Genomic DNA, 19191 nt, shown 5'->3' with positions numbered 1-19191 from the left:
TCCCGCGTCGGGGGCGTTGCGAGCCCTGCCGGGCGCCGGCTGGGCTATGCTGGAGCGCATGCGCAGGCACGACCACGTCCTCCTCGCTCCCGGCGCAGACGCGTCCGGTCGCAGGCTGAAGGCGCCCTCGTCCAGCCCGGCGCGCCTGCGCGTCGACGACCGGCTGGCCCCGCCCGAGACGCGCGTTGAGTACCTCGACGGCGCCGAGATCTTCGCCGCCCCGGCCGACACGCCGCATGCGACGCAGCATTTCGATCTGACCTACGTCCTCGGCGCCCACGTCGCCCCGGGCTACCGGGGCGCCGTCGACATGCTCACCCGGGTCGACGAGGGCAGCGATTACGCGCCCGACGCCAGCGTCTTCGCGCAGAAGCCCGACCGGGGGGGCCACCGGCGGCTGGAGGAGCTGGCCTTCGAGGTCAGCGACAAGCAGGCCCTCGCCGTTCCGACCAGCAAGGCGCGCCGGCTGATCGATCGAGGCGTGCGGCGGGTGTTCTGCATCCTGGTGAAGCAGCATCGGGTGCTCGAATGGTCGCGCGAGACCGATGGCTGGCGGACGCTCCCGAAGGATGCGGTCATCGAGGACCCGTGCCTCGTGCGCCCGCTGCCGCTCCAGGCCTTGCTCGACGCCGCGTCCTCGGACGACGCCGTGGCCCGCGCGCTGCTCCAGAAGCGCGTGCCCGCGCTCGAGGCGGCGCTCGCAGAGGGCGAGGCGCGCGGAGAGGCGCGCGGCGTGGCGCTCGGAGAAGCGCGCGGCGTGACGCTCGGCGAGGCGCGCGGAGAAGCGCGCGGCGAGGCGCGCGGCGAGGCGCGCGGCGCGCTGCTCGGCGAGATCCGGATGGCGCAGGAGGCCATCACCACGGTGCTCCAGGCGCGCGGGGTGGCCGTTCCGACCAAGGTGGCGCGCACGATCGCCGGCTGCGACGACCCGAGCAAGCTGCGTCGATGGCTCAAGCGCGCGGCCACCGCGGCGACGGCGGCCGAGGTCGTCGCAGGCGCCCGGCGCAAGCGCTGACGGTCGGTCGTCAGTCGGCGCCCCCGCCGCGGCGGACGAGCTTCTTCTCGCTCGTCCGCCGCTTCTCGTCGAGCCGCCTCGCCTTCGACGCCCGCGTCGGCCGCGTCGGCCTCCGCAGCGCCGGCACCTCGAGCGCGCGCAGGATCAGCGCGCGCAGCTTCTCGCGCGCGTCGTCCAGGTTGCGCTGCTGATCGCGCGTCAACTGGCTCACGATGAGCAGCCGCCCTTCGGCGTCGAGGCGGCCGCGCGCCAGCGCGCGCAGCCGCGCCTTGGCGCCCTCGTCGAGCTCCGGCCATGCGGCGAAGTCGAAGCGCAGCTCGACCTTGGAGGCGACCTTGTTGACGTTCTGGCCGCCGGGCCCCGACGCGCGCACGGCGCTCCAGCTGAGGAGCGCGGCCGGGGCGGTCAGCGCATCGTTGACGACGAGGGGGTGGGACACGGCGGCTCGCTCCGCCCTGCGGCAGGCGCGAGCGCCGCGCGGGGCACCTGACGCGTAGCACGCGCGGGCCCGCGGCGAGAGCGTCGGCTGCCCGCCTCGAGAGCGTCGGCTCCCCGCCGGGCGCCGGCTCCCGGCGGAGCGTCAGCTCCCCGCGGCCTCGCCGGGGTCCCCCGGCCGGGGCGGGACCTCGACCAGCCGCGCCTCGTCGCGCTTGCTCAGCTTTGCGCCTTGCCGCGAAGCGCCGTAGACGTTCGCCCCGTCGAGCTCCGCGTCGCGCAGGTCCGCCCCGTCGAGCCGGGCGAAGGAGAGGTCGGCCCCGCGCAGCCGGCTGGCGCGCAGGTTCGCGCCCGAGAGATCGGCGCGCACGAGGCGGCAGCCGCCGAGATCGGCGCGGTGGGCGAGCACCCGACCGAGCGACGCGCCGTCGAAGCGAGCCTCCGCGAGCCGCGCCTGCCGCAGATCCGCGCCGGTCAGGCGGGCGCCCTCGAGATCGGCGCCGCTCCCCTGCGCGCGCTGCAGGTTGGCGCCCGTCAGGTCGGCGCCCGCGAAGACCGACGAGGCGCAGCTCGTGCGCGACAGGTCGGCGCCGGTCAGGTCGGCGCCCGCGAAGCGCGAACCGTCGAGCTTTGCGCCCTGCCAGACCGATCCGGACGCGGCCGCATCCTGGAACGAGCACCCCGTGAGCTCCGCGCTCGGCGCGCGCGCGTTCCCGAGCCTGGCCCGGTCGAACGCGGCGCCGGCGCCGCGCGCGTCGTCGAGGCGGGCTTCCAGGAGCGACGCGCCCGTGAACCGCGCTGCCGCGAGCGAGGCGCCGGAGAGGTTGGGGGCGAGCAGGTCCGCGCCCTCGAACGAGGCGCTGTCCCAGAGCCCCCGCGCGAAGCTCGCCCGCGCGCCGGTCACGGCCGCGAGGCTCGCCCCTGCGCCGCGGGCCGAGGCGAGGATCGCCTCGTGCAGCGTGGCGCCGTCGAGCCGCGCGCCCTCCAGCACGGCGCGCGACAGGTCGGCGCGGGTCAGATCCGCGCCCGAGAGGTCTGCCCCGCCGAGATCCGCGCCCGCGAGCTTCGCGTCGGCGAGGCGCGCCCCGGCGAGCTTGCTCCCGCGCAGGCTCGCGCCCTGGAGGTCGAGCGCGGACAGCGAGGCGCCGCTCAGGTCGAGCCCGCTCAGGTCCGCGTGCGCGAGCTCGAGCCCTCCGAGCAGCTCGCCGGCCCGCAGCCGCGCGATCACCTCGGCCCGCAGGCGTTCATCCGCGGGGTCCACGGCGGCGGCGCCCGCGGCCGGTGCCGCGCCGGCGGCGCCCGCGGCCGGTGCCGCGCCGGCGGCGCCTGCGAGGTCCGGGGGCGCCACGACGCCAGCCGCCGGGGGATCGGCGGCCCGGGGCACGGCCGCCCGCGGCGCCACCACCGCCGGCGGAGCGCCCACGCCGGCCGGCGTGCTCCCGGCCGACCCAGCTGCCGATGGCCCCAGAGGCGCAGGCGCGTCCTCGGTCTCCGGCACGAGCTCCTGCTCGTCCGGCGGCTCGACGTCGATGAGCACGGTCGCGCTCTCGTCGATCGATCGGAGCAGCGCGGCGGGCCTGGGCTGCAGCGCGGGCTCCGGGGGAGCCCACGGCGCTCCCGGGATGGGCGCGGCCGGCTGCGCGGGCGGCCCGGGCGGCGCCAGCGCGAACGGCGCGAGCGGCGCCTGCAGCTGCGTCGCCAGCTCCTCCGGGTCCTGCATCCGCGTCTCCTCGTCCACGAGGGTGGCGCCCGACCATCGCGACGGCCGCGACCCCCGCGCGGCGCTCGCGCCGGGCGAGGCCTGCGCCTGGGCTGCCGCGCTCACCGGCGAGAACGGCAGCACCGGCGCGCTCGACCTCGACGCGCCGCCGACGGGCAGCGTCGTGCCGAGGTCGTCAGGCGCGCTCGACCTCGACGCGCCGCCGACGGGCAGCGTCGTGCCGAGGTCGTCCGGCGCGCTCGGTCGGCCGTGCAACGAAGGCGCGGCCTTCTCCAGGCTGGGCCACGAGAGCGGACGGCCCGGCATCTCCAGGCCGGCGCACACCCGGATCGACGCCCGCTCCTCGGCGCGCTCGAGCGCGAAGCTGCCGCGCCACACGATGGAGCAGATCTGGCGATCCACATCGATGACGAGCATGTCGGCGGCCAGATCGACGGGCCGCCCCTGCCCGCCCCCGCCCGCCGGATAGCGACGCGCCAGCGCCCGCGCCGAGGGGAGCTGCGTCTGCACCCGCGGCAGCTCGGGGTGCAGCCCGTCGAGCACGAGCCACTCGTCCCCGTGCAGGAACGGCAGCTGCTGATCGGGCGGCGCCGCGTGAAAGTAGCGCCAGTCGAAGCCCGCCGTCGGCCCGGCCTGCTGCGGCTCGCCGCCCCGCGGCTCCGCGCCGCCGAGCAGCCGCTGTCGCGCGGGCCACCGCGGCGAGATCGGCCCCATCCCGGCCGGCCGCGTGGGCTGAACGGGGTCGAGCAGGTTCGGCAGCGCCGGCGCGGCGCTGGACGCGGCGCCGACCCCCACGGGGTTGTCGGACACCCCGGGCCCGCCGAAGGCGCGCTCGTAGACGAGCGGCATCCGCTGGAACGGCTGCGATCTCCACGGCGGGACGGGGGCGCGATCCCCGACGATCTTGATCCGCTTGTCGAGCAGGCGCGCCTCCCCGCGGTAGATCGCCAGCCGGGTGATCATCGTCGCGACCGGCTGCCCGCCCGGCGCGCACGCGTGGCCGGTCAGCACCACCCCCACGCTCGGCAGGTACGGCGCGACCTCGCTCGCCGCCTCGAGCGAGCCCGAGGGGCCGTGACGGTCCTCGCGCACGATCGGAAGCGGCGCGATGGGCCAGGCGAGGCGATCGTGCGCGAGGGCCAGCGTGGCCTTGACGATGACCGTGACCCGCTGCGCGCTCCCGGCCTGCCACAGCACCGAGCCGCACGAGACGGCGTTCAGCGCGACGACTTGGACAGGCCACGGCGAAGTCACGTGCGGCGGATCGGGCCCGGCGAGGCAGACGCGAGGGCGAGCGTCCACTTTAAGCCCGCCGCCCCGCGGACGACAAGCGCGAGGCGTGGCGGGCTGCCTCGATCCGCGCCCGATCGAGGCACGAGGCGACACGCCGCACGCCGCGCGGCGCCGCCTTCCTGCGGAGCGCTGCGGGGCGGGCCAGCCCACACCCAGGCCCTGAAGTCCCCGGCCGCGCCGCTCGCCGCGGCCTTTCCGCCCTCCGCGCTCAGCCCGCGGCCATCGCGGGCGCGGCGGCGCCGTCGCGCCGCACGCGGCGGTGGATGAGCTCCTCCAGCCAGCGCTCGAACGCCTTGCCCTCGCGCTCGTCGGGGTCGTCGCGGATCACCTCCACGCCCTTCTCGGCGCGGCCGCCGCTGCGCTCGACGACGGTCTCGACGAGCGAGGTCCACGTGTACGTCTGGATCGCCCCGCCCAGCGTCTCCATGATCAGGAGGTCGGCGAGCGTCGAGGCGCGGTTCCACGTCTGCACCTCGAAGCGGACCGCCCCATCGTCGCCGGGCGCGGGCTCGGCCAGGAAGCGCACGGCGCCGGCCAGCGGGTGGCCCTCGAGGGTGGCGAGGGTGATCGCGCGGGGCGAGACCTCCTCGACGCGCACCTGGACGTGCCCGCGCAGCGGCAGGGCCATCGTGAGCGTCGCGCCCGGCGCGATGCGCGTCGGGCTCTCGGGCTCCGCGCCGACGATGACCGTCTTGCGCGGGGTCAGCGCCGGGAGCTCGTCGCGCACGAGGGCGATGAGCCCCTCGGCGTCGAGGCGCGCGCCGCGGATCACGGCGCGGTAGATCTTGCGGTGCATCGGGCCGAGCCCCTCGGACGGGAGCCGCTCCGGGAGCGAATCGCCGAGCTTGGCCAGGCTCTCGTCGAGGGGCGTCCCCTTCACGCCGAGCACGTCGAGGGCGCTCTCGCGGCCCTCGGGGATGACGTTGCCCTCGGTCACCATCGTGATCTGGTCGGCGTTGACCGGCGTCTCGATGCCGAATTTCGCCGCGAGCTTCGCCCCGGTCGACTCGATCCACGCCGGCAGCGGGATCCGGGTCGGGTGCCGGTCGGTCATGGCCTCGAAGCGGTCGAGCACCTTGTTCATCGAGGTCAGCTCCGGGCCCGCCAGGTCGAGCTCGCGCCCCGCCAGGTCGGCGCGCTCGGCCGCGATGGCGAGCGCCTCGCCGCAGTCCTCGCACCAGATCGGCTGGAACGGATCGTCGCCCTTGCCGACGAGCGGCACGACCGGCAGCGTGCGCACCATCTTGAGCAGGAGCGAGATCTGCTCGTCGCCCGGCCCGAAGACGTTGCCGGGTCTGATGATGATCCACTCGCGCGAGAAGGTGCGGGCGATCTCCTCGCCCGCCTTCTTCGAGCGATGGTAATCCGACTCGCCGCGATCGGCGCCCAGCGACGAGACGTACACGAAGCGCTGGACGCGCGCTCGCTCGGCCTCGGCGACGATGTTGCGTGTGCCCTCGACGTTCACGCGCTCGAACGTGACCTCCGGCGGCCGCTCGGCGACGGTCGCCGCCAGGTGAATCACAGCGTCGCACCCGTCGGCGGCGCCGCGGATCGACGCGGCGTCGCCGATGTCGCCGTCGAACGCCTCGACGTCGCCCTCGAACGGCTTGCGATCGTCGCTCGCGTGGCGCGACAGGAGCCGGACGCCGTGCCCTCTCCGCAGGAGCCGCCGCACCACCTCCGGGCCCACCACCCCCGTGCCGCCGGTCACCAGAACCTTCATCGTCCGTTCTCCTTTGCACCCATCGGACGGGCCAGGACAGGCGAAGGCCGTGCCAGCCCCAGCTCGCAGCGTGCCCGGGGCTTGCTTGCAGGCGGGGCATGAGCCCGCGCACGACCGGCGCGCAGCGCCCCGCCGCCTCCTCGCCGCGCGCCGCAGGCGCCTCGCAGGGGCCGCTCGTCACGCCCGACGGCCGCTACCTGATCGTGCGCGGCCGCCTGTGGCGTCGGGCCGACCCCGCGCTGCCGGAGGAGGCGCGGAGGCGCCTCGTCTCCGAGCTCATGGCGGCGCGGCGCGAGGTCGGCCGCGCGCTGCGCGCGGGCGACGCGGGGGCGCTGCGCGCGGCCCGCCGTCGCGTGAACGAGGCGAAGATCGCGCTGGGCGAGCGGGGGCCGCCGTGGTGGAGCGACGGCGCGCCCGACGAGAACCGCCGCCTCGTCGCGTCCACGAGCTATGCGCGCTGGTACGACGCGCTCTGCGAGGAGGAAGGGCTTGCGCGGTAGCGTCGCCCGTGCAGGGCGAGCCTGCCGCTTCCCCTATCCTGCGAGGATCTCATCGAGCGAGCTGGCGCTCATCGCTCGCAGCAGCCAGCGCTGCAGCGTCGCTGGGTCCTGACAGGCCCAAAGGCGCGCGCGCGGCTCGTCCGGGCACGGGATGCCGCGCATGGCGAGCGCGGCCAGGAGGGCCTCTCGCAGGCCCGTCATGGCCGCCTCGGCCTGCGCCTGCGCCTGCTCGGCCTGCGCCTGCGCCTGCTCGGCCTGCGCCTGCGCCTGCTCGGCCCTCGACTCCAGGCTCTCCATCATGCCTTTCAAGCGGCCGATCAGATCCGCGGAGCCGAACAGCTCGGCCATGCCGTAGAAGAACTGCAGCCGGTCGCCGACGACCGCCAGATCGAGGCCCAGCACCGCCGAAGCGTAACGCCCCATCTGCGGCACGATGCGCTGGTAGCGCGCGGCATCCGGCGCGGGCAGCCGATAGCCGTGGACCTGCTGCCGGAGCCGGTCGTAGACGAAGTACTCCGGGATCCCCAGGCGCGCGTAGCGCTCGACGTTGGCGACGAGATCCTTCTTCCGGTCCCCCTGATGCAGCACCTCCAGCACCAGGCTCAGCCCCCTGCCCTCGTCGGCCACCACCCACGCCATCCGCGGGTCATCCTCGGGCTGCGGAACATCCAGCACCGCGAGGATGTCCGGCGCGAACACCTCCTCGCCCGGGTACAGGACCGCCAACTCCTCGGCGAGATAGATGGCGCGCCCCGTCGTCCCGAAGTGCAGGGTGAGCATGTCAATCGCGCGCCCCTTGGCCTTGTGGTGGGGCCGCCCCTCGGCCATCGCGCTCTTCGGGTCCGACAGCGCGTCGAGGATCTTCACCAAAAGGGCCTCGCGCTCCGCCGGCGTCATCGCGCGCCATTCGGCCTCCGTCGGAGCGATCGGCGGGGGGACGGGCGGCCGCGGCGTTCCAGGGGAGGGCAGGACCATGCCGAGGACCTTAGCACCCACCTCGCCGCGCCGGTCATCGGCGTGACCGGGCTCGCTCGCCCGCCCTTGCGCGCGCGCCGCTCAGGACGCCTTGCGGCGCGCCGACTCCCACCCGCGCCGCACGGCGCTCTTGGCCTCGTCCCACGTGCGCCCGCTCTTGAGGTCGTTCCACTCCTCCCGGAGCTTGCCCTCGACCCGGTCGTCCCAGTCGCGGTGCTCGCTGTACTGGCTCGCCGCGCCCCAGCCGTAGCGCAGCCCCGGCTCGACGTCGTCCCAGTCGCTGTTCGGCACGTGCCGCGGCGGGATCGGCTGCTTGCCGAGCGCCTGCTTCACCGTGTCGTCGATGTCCTGGTTGAGCTCCTGCCCCTTGTCGTTCGTGAAGTCCGCCTTGGTCTGCTCCCAGTCGCGGCGCAGCGCTTCCTTCACGCGCTCCCAGCCGGACGTCTTGTGCTCATCCCACCACCTCGGATTGATCGACTGCGTCATGGGGTCCTCCATCGGTTGCGCTGAAAGGGGCCAGCACGGAGGCCGAGCCCGGCGCGTGGAGGGGGGCCGATACACGAACGGTGCCGCAGCGAGCGCACGCAGAAATGACCAGGAAATACAGACGTTTACAGCAGCGCCCTGGCCGCCGCCGCGCCGTCGCTCCGCGGCTGGAAGAGGCGCCCCCCGCGGCAGGCAGCCACGCATGAGACAAGCTGCCTCAGCGCACCCCCCGGGGGCTCCGCGCAGCCCCAGCGCGGGGCGCGACGCGCCGGATCACCCGGCGGGGCGCGCGCCCTCGTCCCACGCCGGCAGCGCGCAGCGGAGCGTCGCCCCCTCGCCGGGGCCGCGCTCGGCCCACAGCCGGCCGCCGTGCGCCTCGACGATCGAGCGGCTGATCGCCAGGCCCACGCCGAGCCCCCGGGCCTTCGTCGTGAAGAAAGGCTCGAAGATCCGCTCGAGATCCCCGGCCGCGACGCCCTCGCCGGAGTCCGTCACCGAGAGCTCGACGCGGCCTCCGCCGCCCGCGTGCGTCCGGACCACCACGCGGCGCGCCTCGGGCGGGCGCGAGGAGACCGCATCGAACGCGTTGACCAGCAGGTTGCCGAGCACCTGCTGCAGCCCGGCGCCGTCGCCCCGGACGCGCGGCAGGCCCGGCGCGAGCTCGCTCCGCACGGTCGCGCCCGCGCGGAGCGCGGCGCCGGCCAGGAGCCGGCGCACCTCGCGGACGAGCTCGTTCAGGTCCAGCGCGGCCGCGCCGAGCTCGCCCTCGCCGAGCCGCGCGCGCATCCGCTGGATCACGTCCGCGGCGCGGCGGTCGTCCGCCGCGATGTCCTCGAGCGCGGCGCGCACCTCGACGAGGTCCGGCGGGGTCCGCGCGAGCAACCGCTGCGCCGCCTGCGCGTTGCTCAGGATCGCGGCGAGCGGCTGGTTCAGCTCGTGCGCGATCGACGCCGCGAGCGCGCGCATCGCCGACACCCGGCTCAGGCCCGCGAGCTCCTCCCGCGCCGCCTGCGCCTCGCCCTCGGCGGCCCGGCTCAGCGCGATCGTGCGCTCCAGGCGCCGGATCTCCGCGCGGAGCGCCTCCGTCCTCCGCGTCACCTCGAGCTCCAGCGAGGCCCGGGCGCGCGCGAGCTCCTCGTGCATCTCCGACATCGCCCTCGCCGCCGCGCGCGCGGCGAGCTGCGCCCGCACGCGCGCCACGAGCTCCTCGCGGACGAACGGCCTGGCCACGCCGTCGACCGCGCCGAGCTCGATGCCCCGCGCCCGGCCCGCCGCGTCGGCGAGCGCGGTCATGAAGAGGATCGGGATCTCGTGCGTCGCCGGGTCCTCCTTGAGGCGCCGGCAGATCTCGAACCCGGAGAGGCCCGGCACCGCAGCGTCGAGCAGGACCAGATCGGGCTCCTCGCAGCGGATCTGCTGGAGCGCCGCCTCCCCATCGCCGACCTCCGCGACGTCGAACGGCTGGCCCGCCAGGGCCGCCGAGAGCAGCCCGCGGCTCTCGGGATCGCCGTCCACGAGCAGGACGAGCGGCGGTCGGGCTCGCGCCAGCCGGGAGCCCGACGCCAGCGGGTCGGCGCGCGCGTCGAGCGCCTCGCCGCCCTGGACCCCCTCGGCGACCTGGGCGCGGGATCGAGGTGCTGCCATGACAGACAGTCTGTGCCACGCCTCCCCCGCGGTCGACCATGGGACCTTGGTCTCAGGGCGCGCCCTCGCGCCACACCGGCAGCGCGCAGCGGAACGTCGCCCCCTGGCCGGGGCCGCGCTCGGCCCACAGCCGGCCGCCGTGCGCCTCGACGATCGAGCGGCTGATGGCGAGGCCGACGCCGAGCCCATGGGCCTTCGACGTGAAGAACGGCTCGAAGATCCGCTCGAGGTCCGCCGGGGGGATCCCCTCGCCGGAATCTGCCACCGAGAGCTCGACGCCGCCGCCGGCCGTGCGGGCCCGCACCACCACGAGGCGCGCCTCGGGCGGACGGCGGGAGACCGCGTCGAGCGCGTTGACGAGGAGGTTGAGGAGCACCTGCTGGAGCTGGATACCGTCGCCCCGGACGCGCGGCAGGCCCGGCGCGAGCTCGATCCGCACGGTCGCGCCCGCGAGGAGCGCCGCGCTGGCCAGGAGCCGGGCCACCTCGCGGACGAGCTCGCCGAGGTCCAGCGCGACCGCGCTGAGCTCGCCCTTGCGGAGCATCGCGCGCATCCGGTCGATGACCTTCCCGGCGCGGCGGCCGTCCGCCGCGATGTCGTCGAGCGCGGCGCGCGCCTCGGCGATGTCCGGCGGGGCCTGCCCCAGGAGCCGCCGCGCCGCCTGCGCGTTGCTCAGGATCGCGGCGAGCGGCTGGTTCAGCTCGTGCGCGATCGAGGCCGCGAGCTCGCTCATCGCCGACACCCGGTTGAGGTGGGCGAGCTCCTCCTGGGCCTTCCGCACCTTCAGCTCGGCGGCCCGGTTGAGCTCGAGCTCGCGCTCCAGGCGCTGGTTGGCCGCGCGCAGCTCCTCCGTCCGCCGCGCCACCTCGAGCTCCAGCGACGCCCGGGCGGCCGCGAGCTCCTCGTTCTTCTCCGACAGCGCCCGCGCGGCGGCGTGGATCGCGAGCTGCGTCCGCACGCGGGCGACGAGCTCCTCGCGGACGAACGGCTTGCTCACGTAATCGACCGCGCCGAGCTCGAGCCCGCGCACCCGGCTCGCCGTGTCGGAGAGCACGGTCATGAACAGGACGGGGACGCCGCGCGTCGCCGGATCTTCCTTGAGCCGGCGGCAGACCTCGAAGCCGGAGAGGCCTGGCATCACGGCGTCGAGCAGGACGAGATCGGGCACCTCGCGCCGGACCTGCCGCAGCGCCATCTCCCCGTCGATGGCCACCGCGAGGGTGAGCGGCTGGCCCGCGAGGGCCTCGGAGAGCAGCTTGAGGCTGCTGGGGTCGTCATCCACCAGCAAGACGAGCGCGTGGCGGTCCGACGCCATGGGGAGAGCAGATGCCAGCGCGCCGTCGGGTGCGTCAAGCGCTTCGCTGCTCGGCCCGCCTGCCCGCGGTTGACGCCCTCGGTGGGTTCGGCGTGAAATGCGGCGCTGCCATGCACGTGACCGGGCCCACAGTGTTTGTGGTGGACGACGACCCCTCGGTGCTGCGCGCCCTCGAGCGGCTGCTGCGCTCGGCGGGGTATGCGGTGGAGGGGTACGCGTCGCCCGAGGCGTTCCTGGAGCGCGCCCCCGCGGAGCGGCCGGGCTGCATGGTCGTCGATCTGCGCATGCCCGGCCTGGGCGGGCTCGAGCTGCAGGACGAGCTCTCGCGCCGGGGCTGCCCGCTGCCGGTCGTGTTCCTGACCGGCCACGGCGACGTGTCGAGCTCGGTGCGGGCGATGAAGGCGGGCGCGGTCGACTTCCTCACGAAGCCCTGCGACGACACCGACCTGCTCGCGGCGGTGGAGCGCGCCATCGCGCGCGACGCCGAGGCGCGCGCCGCGCGGGGCGAGCAGCAGGCGCTGCGGACGCGCTTCGAGGCGCTCACCCCGCGCGAGCGCGAGGTGTGCCTGCGGGTCGCGCAGGGCCTCCTGAACAAGCAGATCGCCGACGAGCTCGGCGCGGCCGAGAAGACGATCAAGGTGCACCGCGGCCGGGTGATGGAGAAGCTCGGCGTGGAGTCGGTGGCGGAGCTCGTGCGGCTCGTGGACCGGCTCGAGCAGGGGCCGTGATCCCGCGAGCGGACAGGCTCGATCGATCCGGGGCTGCAGTGACTTCACACGGGCCGCCGAGGGGCGCGCATCCGGCTACTCGACCTTGCTGTCGAACACGACCTCGCCGCCCACGTTCACGGCGCCCCGTCCCCACCGCGACCCGCGCCTCAGCTGCTGGCCACGAACCGCACCCGCTCCACCCCCTCGATCATCTGCAGCGCGAACTGCGCCCCCGTGGAGGGCAGCTCCGACCGCCCCGGCGCCAGCAACGCCTTCATCCGCGTCGCCAGCTCCGCGATGTCGACCACCGCCTTGTCCGCGTGGCGCCACGGGACCGTGACGGTCTCCGGCCGGCTGGCCCCCGACGCGTCCCGCGGGTTCTTCGTGTACGCCTCGCCCTCGGCCTCGTTCGCGTCGAGCCCGTAGTGCAGCGCCTCCGGCGCCTGGAACACGTCCAGCGTCTTCACCTCCCCGGCGAAGAGCGCGAGCAGCGTGTCCTCGGCGAGCCGATCGAACCGCAGCGGCGTCAGCGCCTGGGACGTCGGGGGGATGCTCATGTCCGGCAGCCGCTCCGCGTAGCCCTCCACGAGCAGGCTCGGCCAGCCCGAGACCACGCTCGAGCGCATCAAGAGCCCGGTCACCCGCGGCCCCTCCGACCTGCTCGCGCGCAGCGTGCGCGCGTGCTCCACGTCCGCGTTCGTCACCCGGCCCACGCTGCGCGCCCCGTCGAGCAGGCACTCCACCCAGGCCGGGTCCACGCTGAAGAAGCGCAGCCCCTCGACGGGCAGCAAGCGCTCGTCCGGCACCAGGTAGCTGAAGGGGAGCCCGACCAGGAGCTCCAGGTCCGCGAGCCACTCGGCCACGACCTCCGGCATCTCCACCGCCTCCGACCGCGCTCGCCGCAGCGGCAGGCGCCGCGCCGCCCGCTGCCGCATCGCGTGCCGCTGCTGCGCGCTCTCCCGCGTCCAGCGCAGCAGCTCCAGCGCCACGCGCGTGTTCGCCAGCGTCCGCAGCCGCCCTAGCTCCCACGCGGCCGCGTAGGACACGTCGAACATGCCCGTCTCCGGGTCGTAGCGCACGAGCTCGTCCGCGCACTCCGCTGGCAGCGTGACCTCCTCCGCGCTCACCCCGGGCACGAAGGGGCCGCGGTAGAACGACACGCTCTTGCTCGCCCGGCGCATCCGGTGCGGCAGCGGCACGTAGCCCTGCTCGAGATACGCCGCCGCCGGGCTCGCGGGAGGAAGCGCCTCCGGCACCGGCGCCCGCAGCTCGGCCGGCTGCCGGTCGAGCCCCTTGAGCAGCGCGCTGAAGCTCTGCTCCGGGTCCACGCTGTCGAACTTCCAGCTCGCGAGGCTCACCAGCCGGATCCAGTCGTTCGGCTCGGCGCCCTGGGCGTCGAAGGCCCCGTTCGGGTAGCGCTTCTCCAGCGAGACCAGGTGCACGGTGCTCGTGCCGTTCGGCTCGGGCAGCCGATTGCAGATCACCGTCGCGTCCAGGTCCCCCTCGGGCGTCTCGTCGGCCGCGACGCGCTGGTGCGCGTGCGCGAGCAGCGCGAGCTCCTCCGCCGTCGGCAGGAGCGGCTCGAGCGTCTTCCACTGCACGTCGATCACCGTCACCTCGTCCGACGCCTGCTGCCCCTCCTCCAGCCGTATGCGCTCGGTGGGGAAGCGCGCCGTCGCCGCCGGCGTCTGGAGGAGCTCGCCCAGCGTGATGGTCTGCACCCGCGGCTTCTCCACGCCCTCGTCGGCGAAGTCCGACGCGCGCAGCAGGAGCAGCGCCATCCACGAGCGGTCCTCGTCGACGAGGCCCGGCAGGCGCTCCCAGGGGAGCGTGCTGCGGCCCAGCGTGACGTGCGGGAGCACGTTCGCGTGCTCCCCCACGCTGCCGGGCGGAGGGAACATCGCGACGATGTCCTCCGGCCCGAGCGGGCCGAAGCGCTCCCCCAGGACCGCGAAGCTGAGGTGCTTCGGGTAGGTCTGCTGCGGGATCTTCGGGCTCTGCACGATCTGCTGGATCTCGATCTTGTACGTCCCGCTCTCCAGCGCCGGCTGATGGAACTGCCGGAACTCGATCCTCCCGTCCTCGCTCGGCGTCCGGAGCGACCCGCGGACGCGCAGCCCCGACCCTCGCAACGCGCGCAAATTGACAGACGGCATGGCTCTCCCTCGTCGACCTGTGGTGGGCGCCGCCTACGCGGCGGCGCTCGTGTCCTTCACCTGCGGGGCGCGCACGAACGTGCCGGCGACGCCCGCGTCCAGCACGACGTCCGCGGCCGGGTCGAAGCCCAGCGCCGCGAGCAGCGCGTCCCTCTCCGCGTGGCCGGCGATCGAGCGCTGGATCGCCTCGCGCCGCTCGTCGGGCTCCCCCGCGGCCGCGCGGAACGCGGGCAGCGCCGCGAAGGCGTGGTCGCCGCCAGCGCTCTCCGGCTCGAAGAGCAGGGGCTTCACGGGCACGGCGTCGGTGACGTCGCCCCTCGGCGGCTGCGCGGGCTCGATGCGCAGGCCGCTCAGCGCGCCTTCGACGAACTTGGTCCCGTTGACGTCGGGGAAGCGCAGCCGGTCGCCGCTCATCTGCGGCTCCCCCCACATCGCGGCGGGCGCCCTCCGCTTCAGGGCGGAGAACTTGAACTTGTCGGGCTTCACGTCCACGTCGTCGTACCAGATGGACACGCGGAGCTCGCTCCGGAGGTCGCCCGCCGTCACGCCCATGGGCGCCACGCCGAACGCGCCGTTTCCCGTCGTCGGCTCGTCCTCCGCCGGGTGGAAGGCCTCCTTGATCGGGATCACCGAGTCGGTCGTGAGCGCGACGTCCTTCGGGTTGACCACCCACAGCGCCTCGCCCGTGACCGTCTTGATCTGCCGCATCAGGCCCTCGGCCACCGCGATGCTGCAGACCTCCTCGCGCGCGGGCAGCAGCGAGGCGCGGAACTCGTCCCAGCCGATGGGCGTCGGCGCGAACGCGTCCCGGTTGCCGAACCGGACCGTCACCGAGAACAGGAAGACCTTGAGCTTGGCGTAGCCGCCGAGGTCCGGGCCCCACACGTGCAGCTCGGCGCCCAGGCTGGCCGAGAGGGGGCCCAGCCCGAACTTGAAGTGCTGGCGGAGGTGCACGTCGTAGCAGTACGGCTTCCAGCAGATCAGGAAGTCGGCGCCCATGCGGAAGGATGCCCAGGCGGGGCCGGCCTCGAAGTCGGCCGCGAAGCTGCCGCCCGCCATCACCGCGTGCGCGCACAGCGCCATGTAGGCCTCGCCCCGGAGCGACAGCGTGCTCCCCAGCCGCAGGTCGAAGCCGACGCGCGGCACCGTGGGGTAGTGCTTCGGGACCTTGAACGACGGGTGGTAGCCGCCGATCGACAGCACGAAGTCGCCGGCCTTCTCGCCCGCGAACCAGGTGGCGAAGGCGAACCCGCCCGTCAGCCGGCACGACGGCGACAGCAGGTACGACGCGTCCGTGAGCTGCCCCTGCACGAGGAGGGTCCCCTCGGACGGGGCGAAGCGCGCTTGCAGCGCCGTCTCCATCACCACGAGCGGCTCCGGGACCCCGAACGGCACCTCCAGCCGCGTCAGGCCGAGCAGGCCCAGCTCGAAGCGGTCGCCGAGCTCCACCGTCAGCAGCGCGAACCCCTCGAGCATCTTGAACGAGGTGAACTTGACCCCGATCGCCAGGAAGCCCGCGTCCGGCGCGATCCGGATGTACCGGGAGAGATCGCGGAGCTGGCCCGCGGCGACCACGCCGGGGTCCTCGGTGTCGTCGTCGCCGGAGCCGTCCATCGCCTGGGCCACCAGCGGGAAGCGCGCGACGTCCTCCAGCCGCGGCTCCTCGAGCGAGCGCCCGTAGCCGAAGCCGGCCGAAAGGCCGGTCACGAAGAAGAACGGCGGGCCGCCGAGCGGGTACTTGAGCGTCGCGTACAGGAACAGCGACGGCTTGTCCTCCACATAGGCATACGCGCCGATGGCCGCGAGGCCGAGCGACGCGGGCGGCTTGCCGCCGCTCGCCTTGAGGCGGAGCTCCAGCGCGGCCATGCCCGCGTACTCCTCGAAGCCGTCGCGCTCGCTGCGCAGGAACGCGCCGCCGACGCGCAGCGCGTCGTTCTCGTAGGCGAGGCCGAAGCCGTCGAGGCGGAGCTCCGGGTCGCCGCCGGGCAGCGGGAGGCGCACCGAGACCCCGTTCAGCAGGAGGCGGAGGGGGCCCACCGAGATGACGATCTCCGGGACAAGCTCCGCGGCTCCGTCGCCGTACGTCAGGCCGAGCCGCGCGAAGTGCACCGGGCCCACGGCGCGCTGCACGTCGATCCAGGCGCCGTTCTGGCCCACGGTGACGAGGGCGTCGTCCGGCGCGCTCCGCGGCGCCCGCCCCGCCGCCGCGAGGAACGGGTTCGATGATCCGGAGCGCGGCCGGAGCGGCGTGTACCACGTCCGCCGGACGTCCCCGAACGCGGCGTACCCGACGAGGTGCGCCCCGCGCGTGAGGTCCTGCGCGCCGGAGCTCGACGGCCGGATCAGGAACGGCGAGCTCAGCTCCTCCAGCACCCCGTTCAGCGCCTTGAGCTCCTTGTGCGTGAAGTCGTGCGTCGTCGCGAGCAGCTCCAGCGTGAAGTCGGCCTGCGCCTCCCCGTCCTCGAAGTACAGGCCCACGAGCGGGAGCTGCCCGAGGTTCACGCCGGCGTGGAAGCCCACGCCCACGAGGATCCTGCTCCCCAGGCCGCTGCCGGCGCGCCCCGAGAGGACCGCGACGACGTTGCCCCCGAGGGGGATCGCGAGCTCCTCCGGGATCAGCGCGGCGAGGCCCGGCGCGACGCCGCCGAACAGCGCGTGCAGGGGGATGGACGGCTCGCCGGTGACGTTGAGCTGGGCGACGTACATGTCGCCCATCTTGCTGGTGAACTGCCCCTCGAACGCGAGCCGGACGTCGTCCGAGACCGGGACGTCGATCTTGCCCCCGTACTCGGCGGGGCGCTTCCCCCCGGTGATCTTGTCCGGCTTGATCGCGATGTTCATCCCGAGGATCAGGTGCTGGGCCTCGCCCTCGTCGTCCTCGGAGACCTTGATGCCGATCGCGAAGGCGATCTCGTACTGGTTCTTCTGGGTGTTGGCGTAGAACTCCGCGCTTTGGAGCGGGAGCTGCTCGTCGAGGGTGCCCAGGAAGCCGGGGAAGAAGTCCACCTGGAACTGGGCGTGCAGCGCCTCGCGCAGCGTCCGGATGCTGGCGAGATCGTCCTCGCCGATCACGATATCGAGGGCCATGGTCTGCCTCCTGGGTCCGCTGGCTGGGGGTCAGTATTTGATGATGTAGTTGACGACCAGGTACGGCGGCATGTTGTTGTGGGCCCGCCCTCCGCCGGCGCTGGCGAGCGTGATGCCCGTCGTTGCGCTCTCCGTTCTGGCGTAGCCGTCGGGACCACTGTCATCCCCGTCTGAATGTGTCGAATTGTCCCCGCTCCCGTGATACACAGGGCTGCGATGAGAATGCCCTGGATCTGTCAGTGTGTGGTTGTGGTTCGGCATCTCGTCGATGGTCAGGGTATGCGTGGCCGATCCCCCGCTCGCTGCCAGCGCGAAGCCTGAACCGACCCCGACCGGGACTCGAGTCTTCAGGTCGGGGACATTGAAGCTCGACCCGGAGCCGCCATACTTGGTACCTATCGCGGCAAACAGCTCAGCGTACTCCGTGCTCGACACCGATCTTCCATCACACACCATCCATCCCTCGGGGGCCGCGCTGCCGCCGTAGGCGACGATGGTGCCCACCGGGACCAGGAAGCCGGTCTTGTCCTTGGCCCTCCCCTCGGGGGTGAGGCGCAGCGCATCGACGCGCTGGCTCCCTTTCTGGGTGCGAAGGACGAGCCCGATGTCGCGCGTCGAGCTGTCGTCGCATGCCTGAAGATAGGCCAGGCTGCTCGTGGCGCGCTCGCGCAGCTGGACGTCCCCGGGGAGTTCGACCCTGGCCTGGGATCCGGTGCGGGCGTCGGCCCACAAGACGGGCTCGTTGCTGGCGCCGCTGGTGCCGTGGATCGTCAGCTTGCCGGGCGCCGTCGGTGTGCCGACACCAAGGCGCATCTTGCCGTTGCTGAGCAGCTCCATCAGCGGCTCCTCCGCCCCTTGCTTGAAGAACTGCGCGGCCTGGTCCTCCCCGCTCCTGTCCGCATCGGACCGGAACCTGAGCGGACCCGTGTTCTGGAGCTCGCCGCTGTCCAGCCGCAGGTCTCCGTTGCGCACGTGGAGCCTGGCGTCCGGCGCGCTCCCCCCGATCCCGATGCTGTCGCCCTTTTCACCCCGGCCGAAGATCAGCGGCGCCTTCTCGATCGGGCAGAGGATCTCCCCGTCCCAGTAGCCGGGCACGGCGCTGTAGCGGAGCTCGAGGTCCGCCGTCCCGCTCGGGTGCAGCGTCGCGAGGTTGCTCAGCGTCAGCGTAAGCGACTCCTGCGGCGCGAGCTCCACGGCGCTCCCGGGGGTGAGCACCCACTCCAGCAGGTCGCCGCCGGCGTTCTCCGTGGGACCCGAGGCCGTCCAGCCGGAGAGCGCGATAGACACGCCGTTCACCTGGTCCTTGGTGCCGAGCGCCCACGGCTGCGCCGCCGAGGTCCCCACGGGCAGCGCCACCACCAGGCGGGATGTCCGCTCCGGCTGGTTGGCGTCGTAGACGAAGCGGAGCTTCTGCTGGCTCCTCGGCGAGGCGCTGTTCACAAGGCGCAGGGTCAACGTGTTCGTCTGGTTGTCCACGTTGAGCACCCGGCTCGGCCCGTCGAAGCGTACCCGCAGCGGGATATCCGGCCTCCCTCGTCTGTCGCGCACCCCGAGGCGGAGCGTCTCTTCCAGGAGGTAGTCCCCGCCCTGCCCGGGGCCGCGCAGGTTGAGGGGAAACACATTGGCAGCGGCGAAGCTCTCCACGACGGCGATCTTCGGCCAGGAGAGGCCCAGGACCACCTCGGCGCCGGCGTCGGGCGTCGCGGACACGCCCTGGAGCAGCACCACCAGCCCGTCTCCCGGCGCGATCTGGACGTCCGGGCTGCACCAGGCCAGGTACAGGTCCGTCGTGCCGTCCTGGCGGTCGACGCGCTTCACATCCCAGTCCGCCCCCTCCACGCGCGTCTCCCGCGTGGCCAGCGCGCCCGCCGGGAAGCGCAGCCGGAAATGGTGCGCGCCCGCCCCCTCGCCCGCGGACGGCCGCTGGCGCAGGAGGATCGTCACGTCGGTCAGGAGGTTGAGAATGTCGAGCTGGAGCGCCTGGCCGGAACCGAGCTTCTCGATGAGCAGCACGTTCTCCAGGCGCTCGCCGCGGGCGTTGAACAGCTCGTAGCTGGCCTTGAACCCGAACGGCATCTTCTTTTCAGTCTGTGACGTCATCGTCGTTCCCTCTTCCTTGGGTTGCCGGC

The 19191-nt window shown here is 74.1% G+C and carries 13 protein-coding genes; 3 read left to right on the top strand and 10 right to left on the bottom strand.

Annotated elements, in window-relative coordinates; all coding sequences use genetic code 11:
- Nucleotides 1–58 precede the first annotated feature (58 nt).
- Nucleotides 59–1015: a Uma2 family endonuclease gene (locus WMF20_RS13515; RefSeq protein ID WP_437613810.1), complete on the top strand. Its 957-nt coding sequence runs from the start codon at nt 59–61 to the stop codon at nt 1013–1015.
- Between the two features lie 10 nt (nt 1016–1025).
- Here the strand turns inward: WMF20_RS13515 and arfB are convergent, their stop codons facing one another.
- The 3 genes from arfB to WMF20_RS13500 form a co-directional block, all read right to left on the bottom strand.
- A complete protein-coding gene (gene arfB / locus WMF20_RS13510) occupies nt 1026–1454 on the bottom strand; it encodes an alternative ribosome rescue aminoacyl-tRNA hydrolase ArfB (protein WP_129574743.1) in 429 nt (142 codons plus the stop codon).
- Between the two features lie 141 nt (nt 1455–1595).
- Nucleotides 1596–4424 (bottom strand): DUF2169 family type VI secretion system accessory protein, encoded by a 2829-nt coding sequence (locus tag WMF20_RS13505; protein ID WP_437613808.1) that lies wholly within the window; start codon nt 4422–4424, stop codon nt 1596–1598.
- A gap of 247 nt (nt 4425–4671) precedes the next feature.
- Entirely contained in the window at nt 4672–6189 is a 1518-nt protein-coding gene (locus WMF20_RS13500; protein WP_437613806.1) for a DUF1990 family protein, read from the bottom strand.
- 98 nt (nt 6190–6287) lie between these two features.
- Here WMF20_RS13500 and WMF20_RS13495 point away from each other — a divergent pair, with 98 nt between their 5' ends.
- The gene (locus WMF20_RS13495) at nt 6288–6689 is read left to right on the top strand and encodes a hypothetical protein (RefSeq protein ID WP_437613804.1); all 402 of its coding nucleotides are present in this window, start codon (nt 6288–6290) and stop codon (nt 6687–6689) included.
- A 33-nt stretch (nt 6690–6722) separates the two neighbouring features.
- Here WMF20_RS13495 and WMF20_RS13490 read toward each other — a convergent pair whose 3' ends face one another.
- The 4 genes from WMF20_RS13490 to WMF20_RS13475 all read right to left on the bottom strand — a co-directional run bounded on the left by WMF20_RS13490 (nt 6723) and on the right by WMF20_RS13475 (nt 11109).
- Nucleotides 6723–7664: a Uma2 family endonuclease gene (locus WMF20_RS13490; RefSeq protein ID WP_437613802.1), complete on the bottom strand. Its 942-nt coding sequence runs from the start codon at nt 7662–7664 to the stop codon at nt 6723–6725.
- Nucleotides 7665–7745: 81 nt separating this feature from the next.
- A complete protein-coding gene (locus WMF20_RS13485; RefSeq protein WP_437613800.1) occupies nt 7746–8150 on the bottom strand; it encodes a hypothetical protein in 405 nt (134 codons plus the stop codon).
- A 273-nt stretch (nt 8151–8423) separates the two neighbouring features.
- A complete protein-coding gene (locus tag WMF20_RS13480; RefSeq protein WP_437613798.1) occupies nt 8424–9794 on the bottom strand; it encodes a hybrid sensor histidine kinase/response regulator in 1371 nt (456 codons plus the stop codon).
- A 52-nt stretch (nt 9795–9846) separates the two neighbouring features.
- Complete coding sequence (locus WMF20_RS13475) at nt 9847–11109, bottom strand: hybrid sensor histidine kinase/response regulator (RefSeq protein WP_437613796.1); 1263 nt, start codon at nt 11107–11109, stop codon at nt 9847–9849.
- 110 nt (nt 11110–11219) lie between these two features.
- Here WMF20_RS13475 and WMF20_RS13470 point away from each other — a divergent pair, with 110 nt between their 5' ends.
- Nucleotides 11220–11837 carry a response regulator transcription factor gene (locus tag WMF20_RS13470; protein ID WP_437613794.1) on the top strand — a complete coding sequence of 206 codons (618 nt, stop codon included), beginning with the start codon at nt 11220–11222 and terminating at the stop codon, nt 11835–11837.
- Between the two features lie 149 nt (nt 11838–11986).
- Here WMF20_RS13470 and WMF20_RS13465 read toward each other — a convergent pair whose 3' ends face one another.
- The 3 genes from WMF20_RS13465 to WMF20_RS13455 are packed head-to-tail and all read right to left on the bottom strand — an operon-like array spanning nt 11987 to nt 19162.
- Nucleotides 11987–13975, bottom strand: a complete 1989-nt coding sequence (locus WMF20_RS13465) for a hypothetical protein (RefSeq protein WP_437613792.1) — start codon at nt 13973–13975, stop codon at nt 11987–11989.
- A gap of 33 nt (nt 13976–14008) precedes the next feature.
- The gene (locus WMF20_RS13460) at nt 14009–17062 is read right to left on the bottom strand and encodes a DUF6603 domain-containing protein (protein ID WP_437613790.1); all 3054 of its coding nucleotides are present in this window, start codon (nt 17060–17062) and stop codon (nt 14009–14011) included.
- Between the two features lie 30 nt (nt 17063–17092).
- Nucleotides 17093–19162 carry a phage tail protein gene (locus WMF20_RS13455; protein WP_437613788.1) on the bottom strand — a complete coding sequence of 690 codons (2070 nt, stop codon included), beginning with the start codon at nt 19160–19162 and terminating at the stop codon, nt 17093–17095.
- Between the last annotated feature and the right edge of the window lie 29 nt (nt 19163–19191).

Origin of the sequence: Sorangium sp. So ce834 (assembly GCF_051521425.1) — a bacterium.
In the GTDB taxonomy this organism is placed as follows: Bacteria; Myxococcota_A; Polyangia; order Polyangiales; family Polyangiaceae; genus Sorangium; species Sorangium cellulosum_D.
This window is presented reverse-complemented; position numbering and strand designations above follow the sequence as displayed.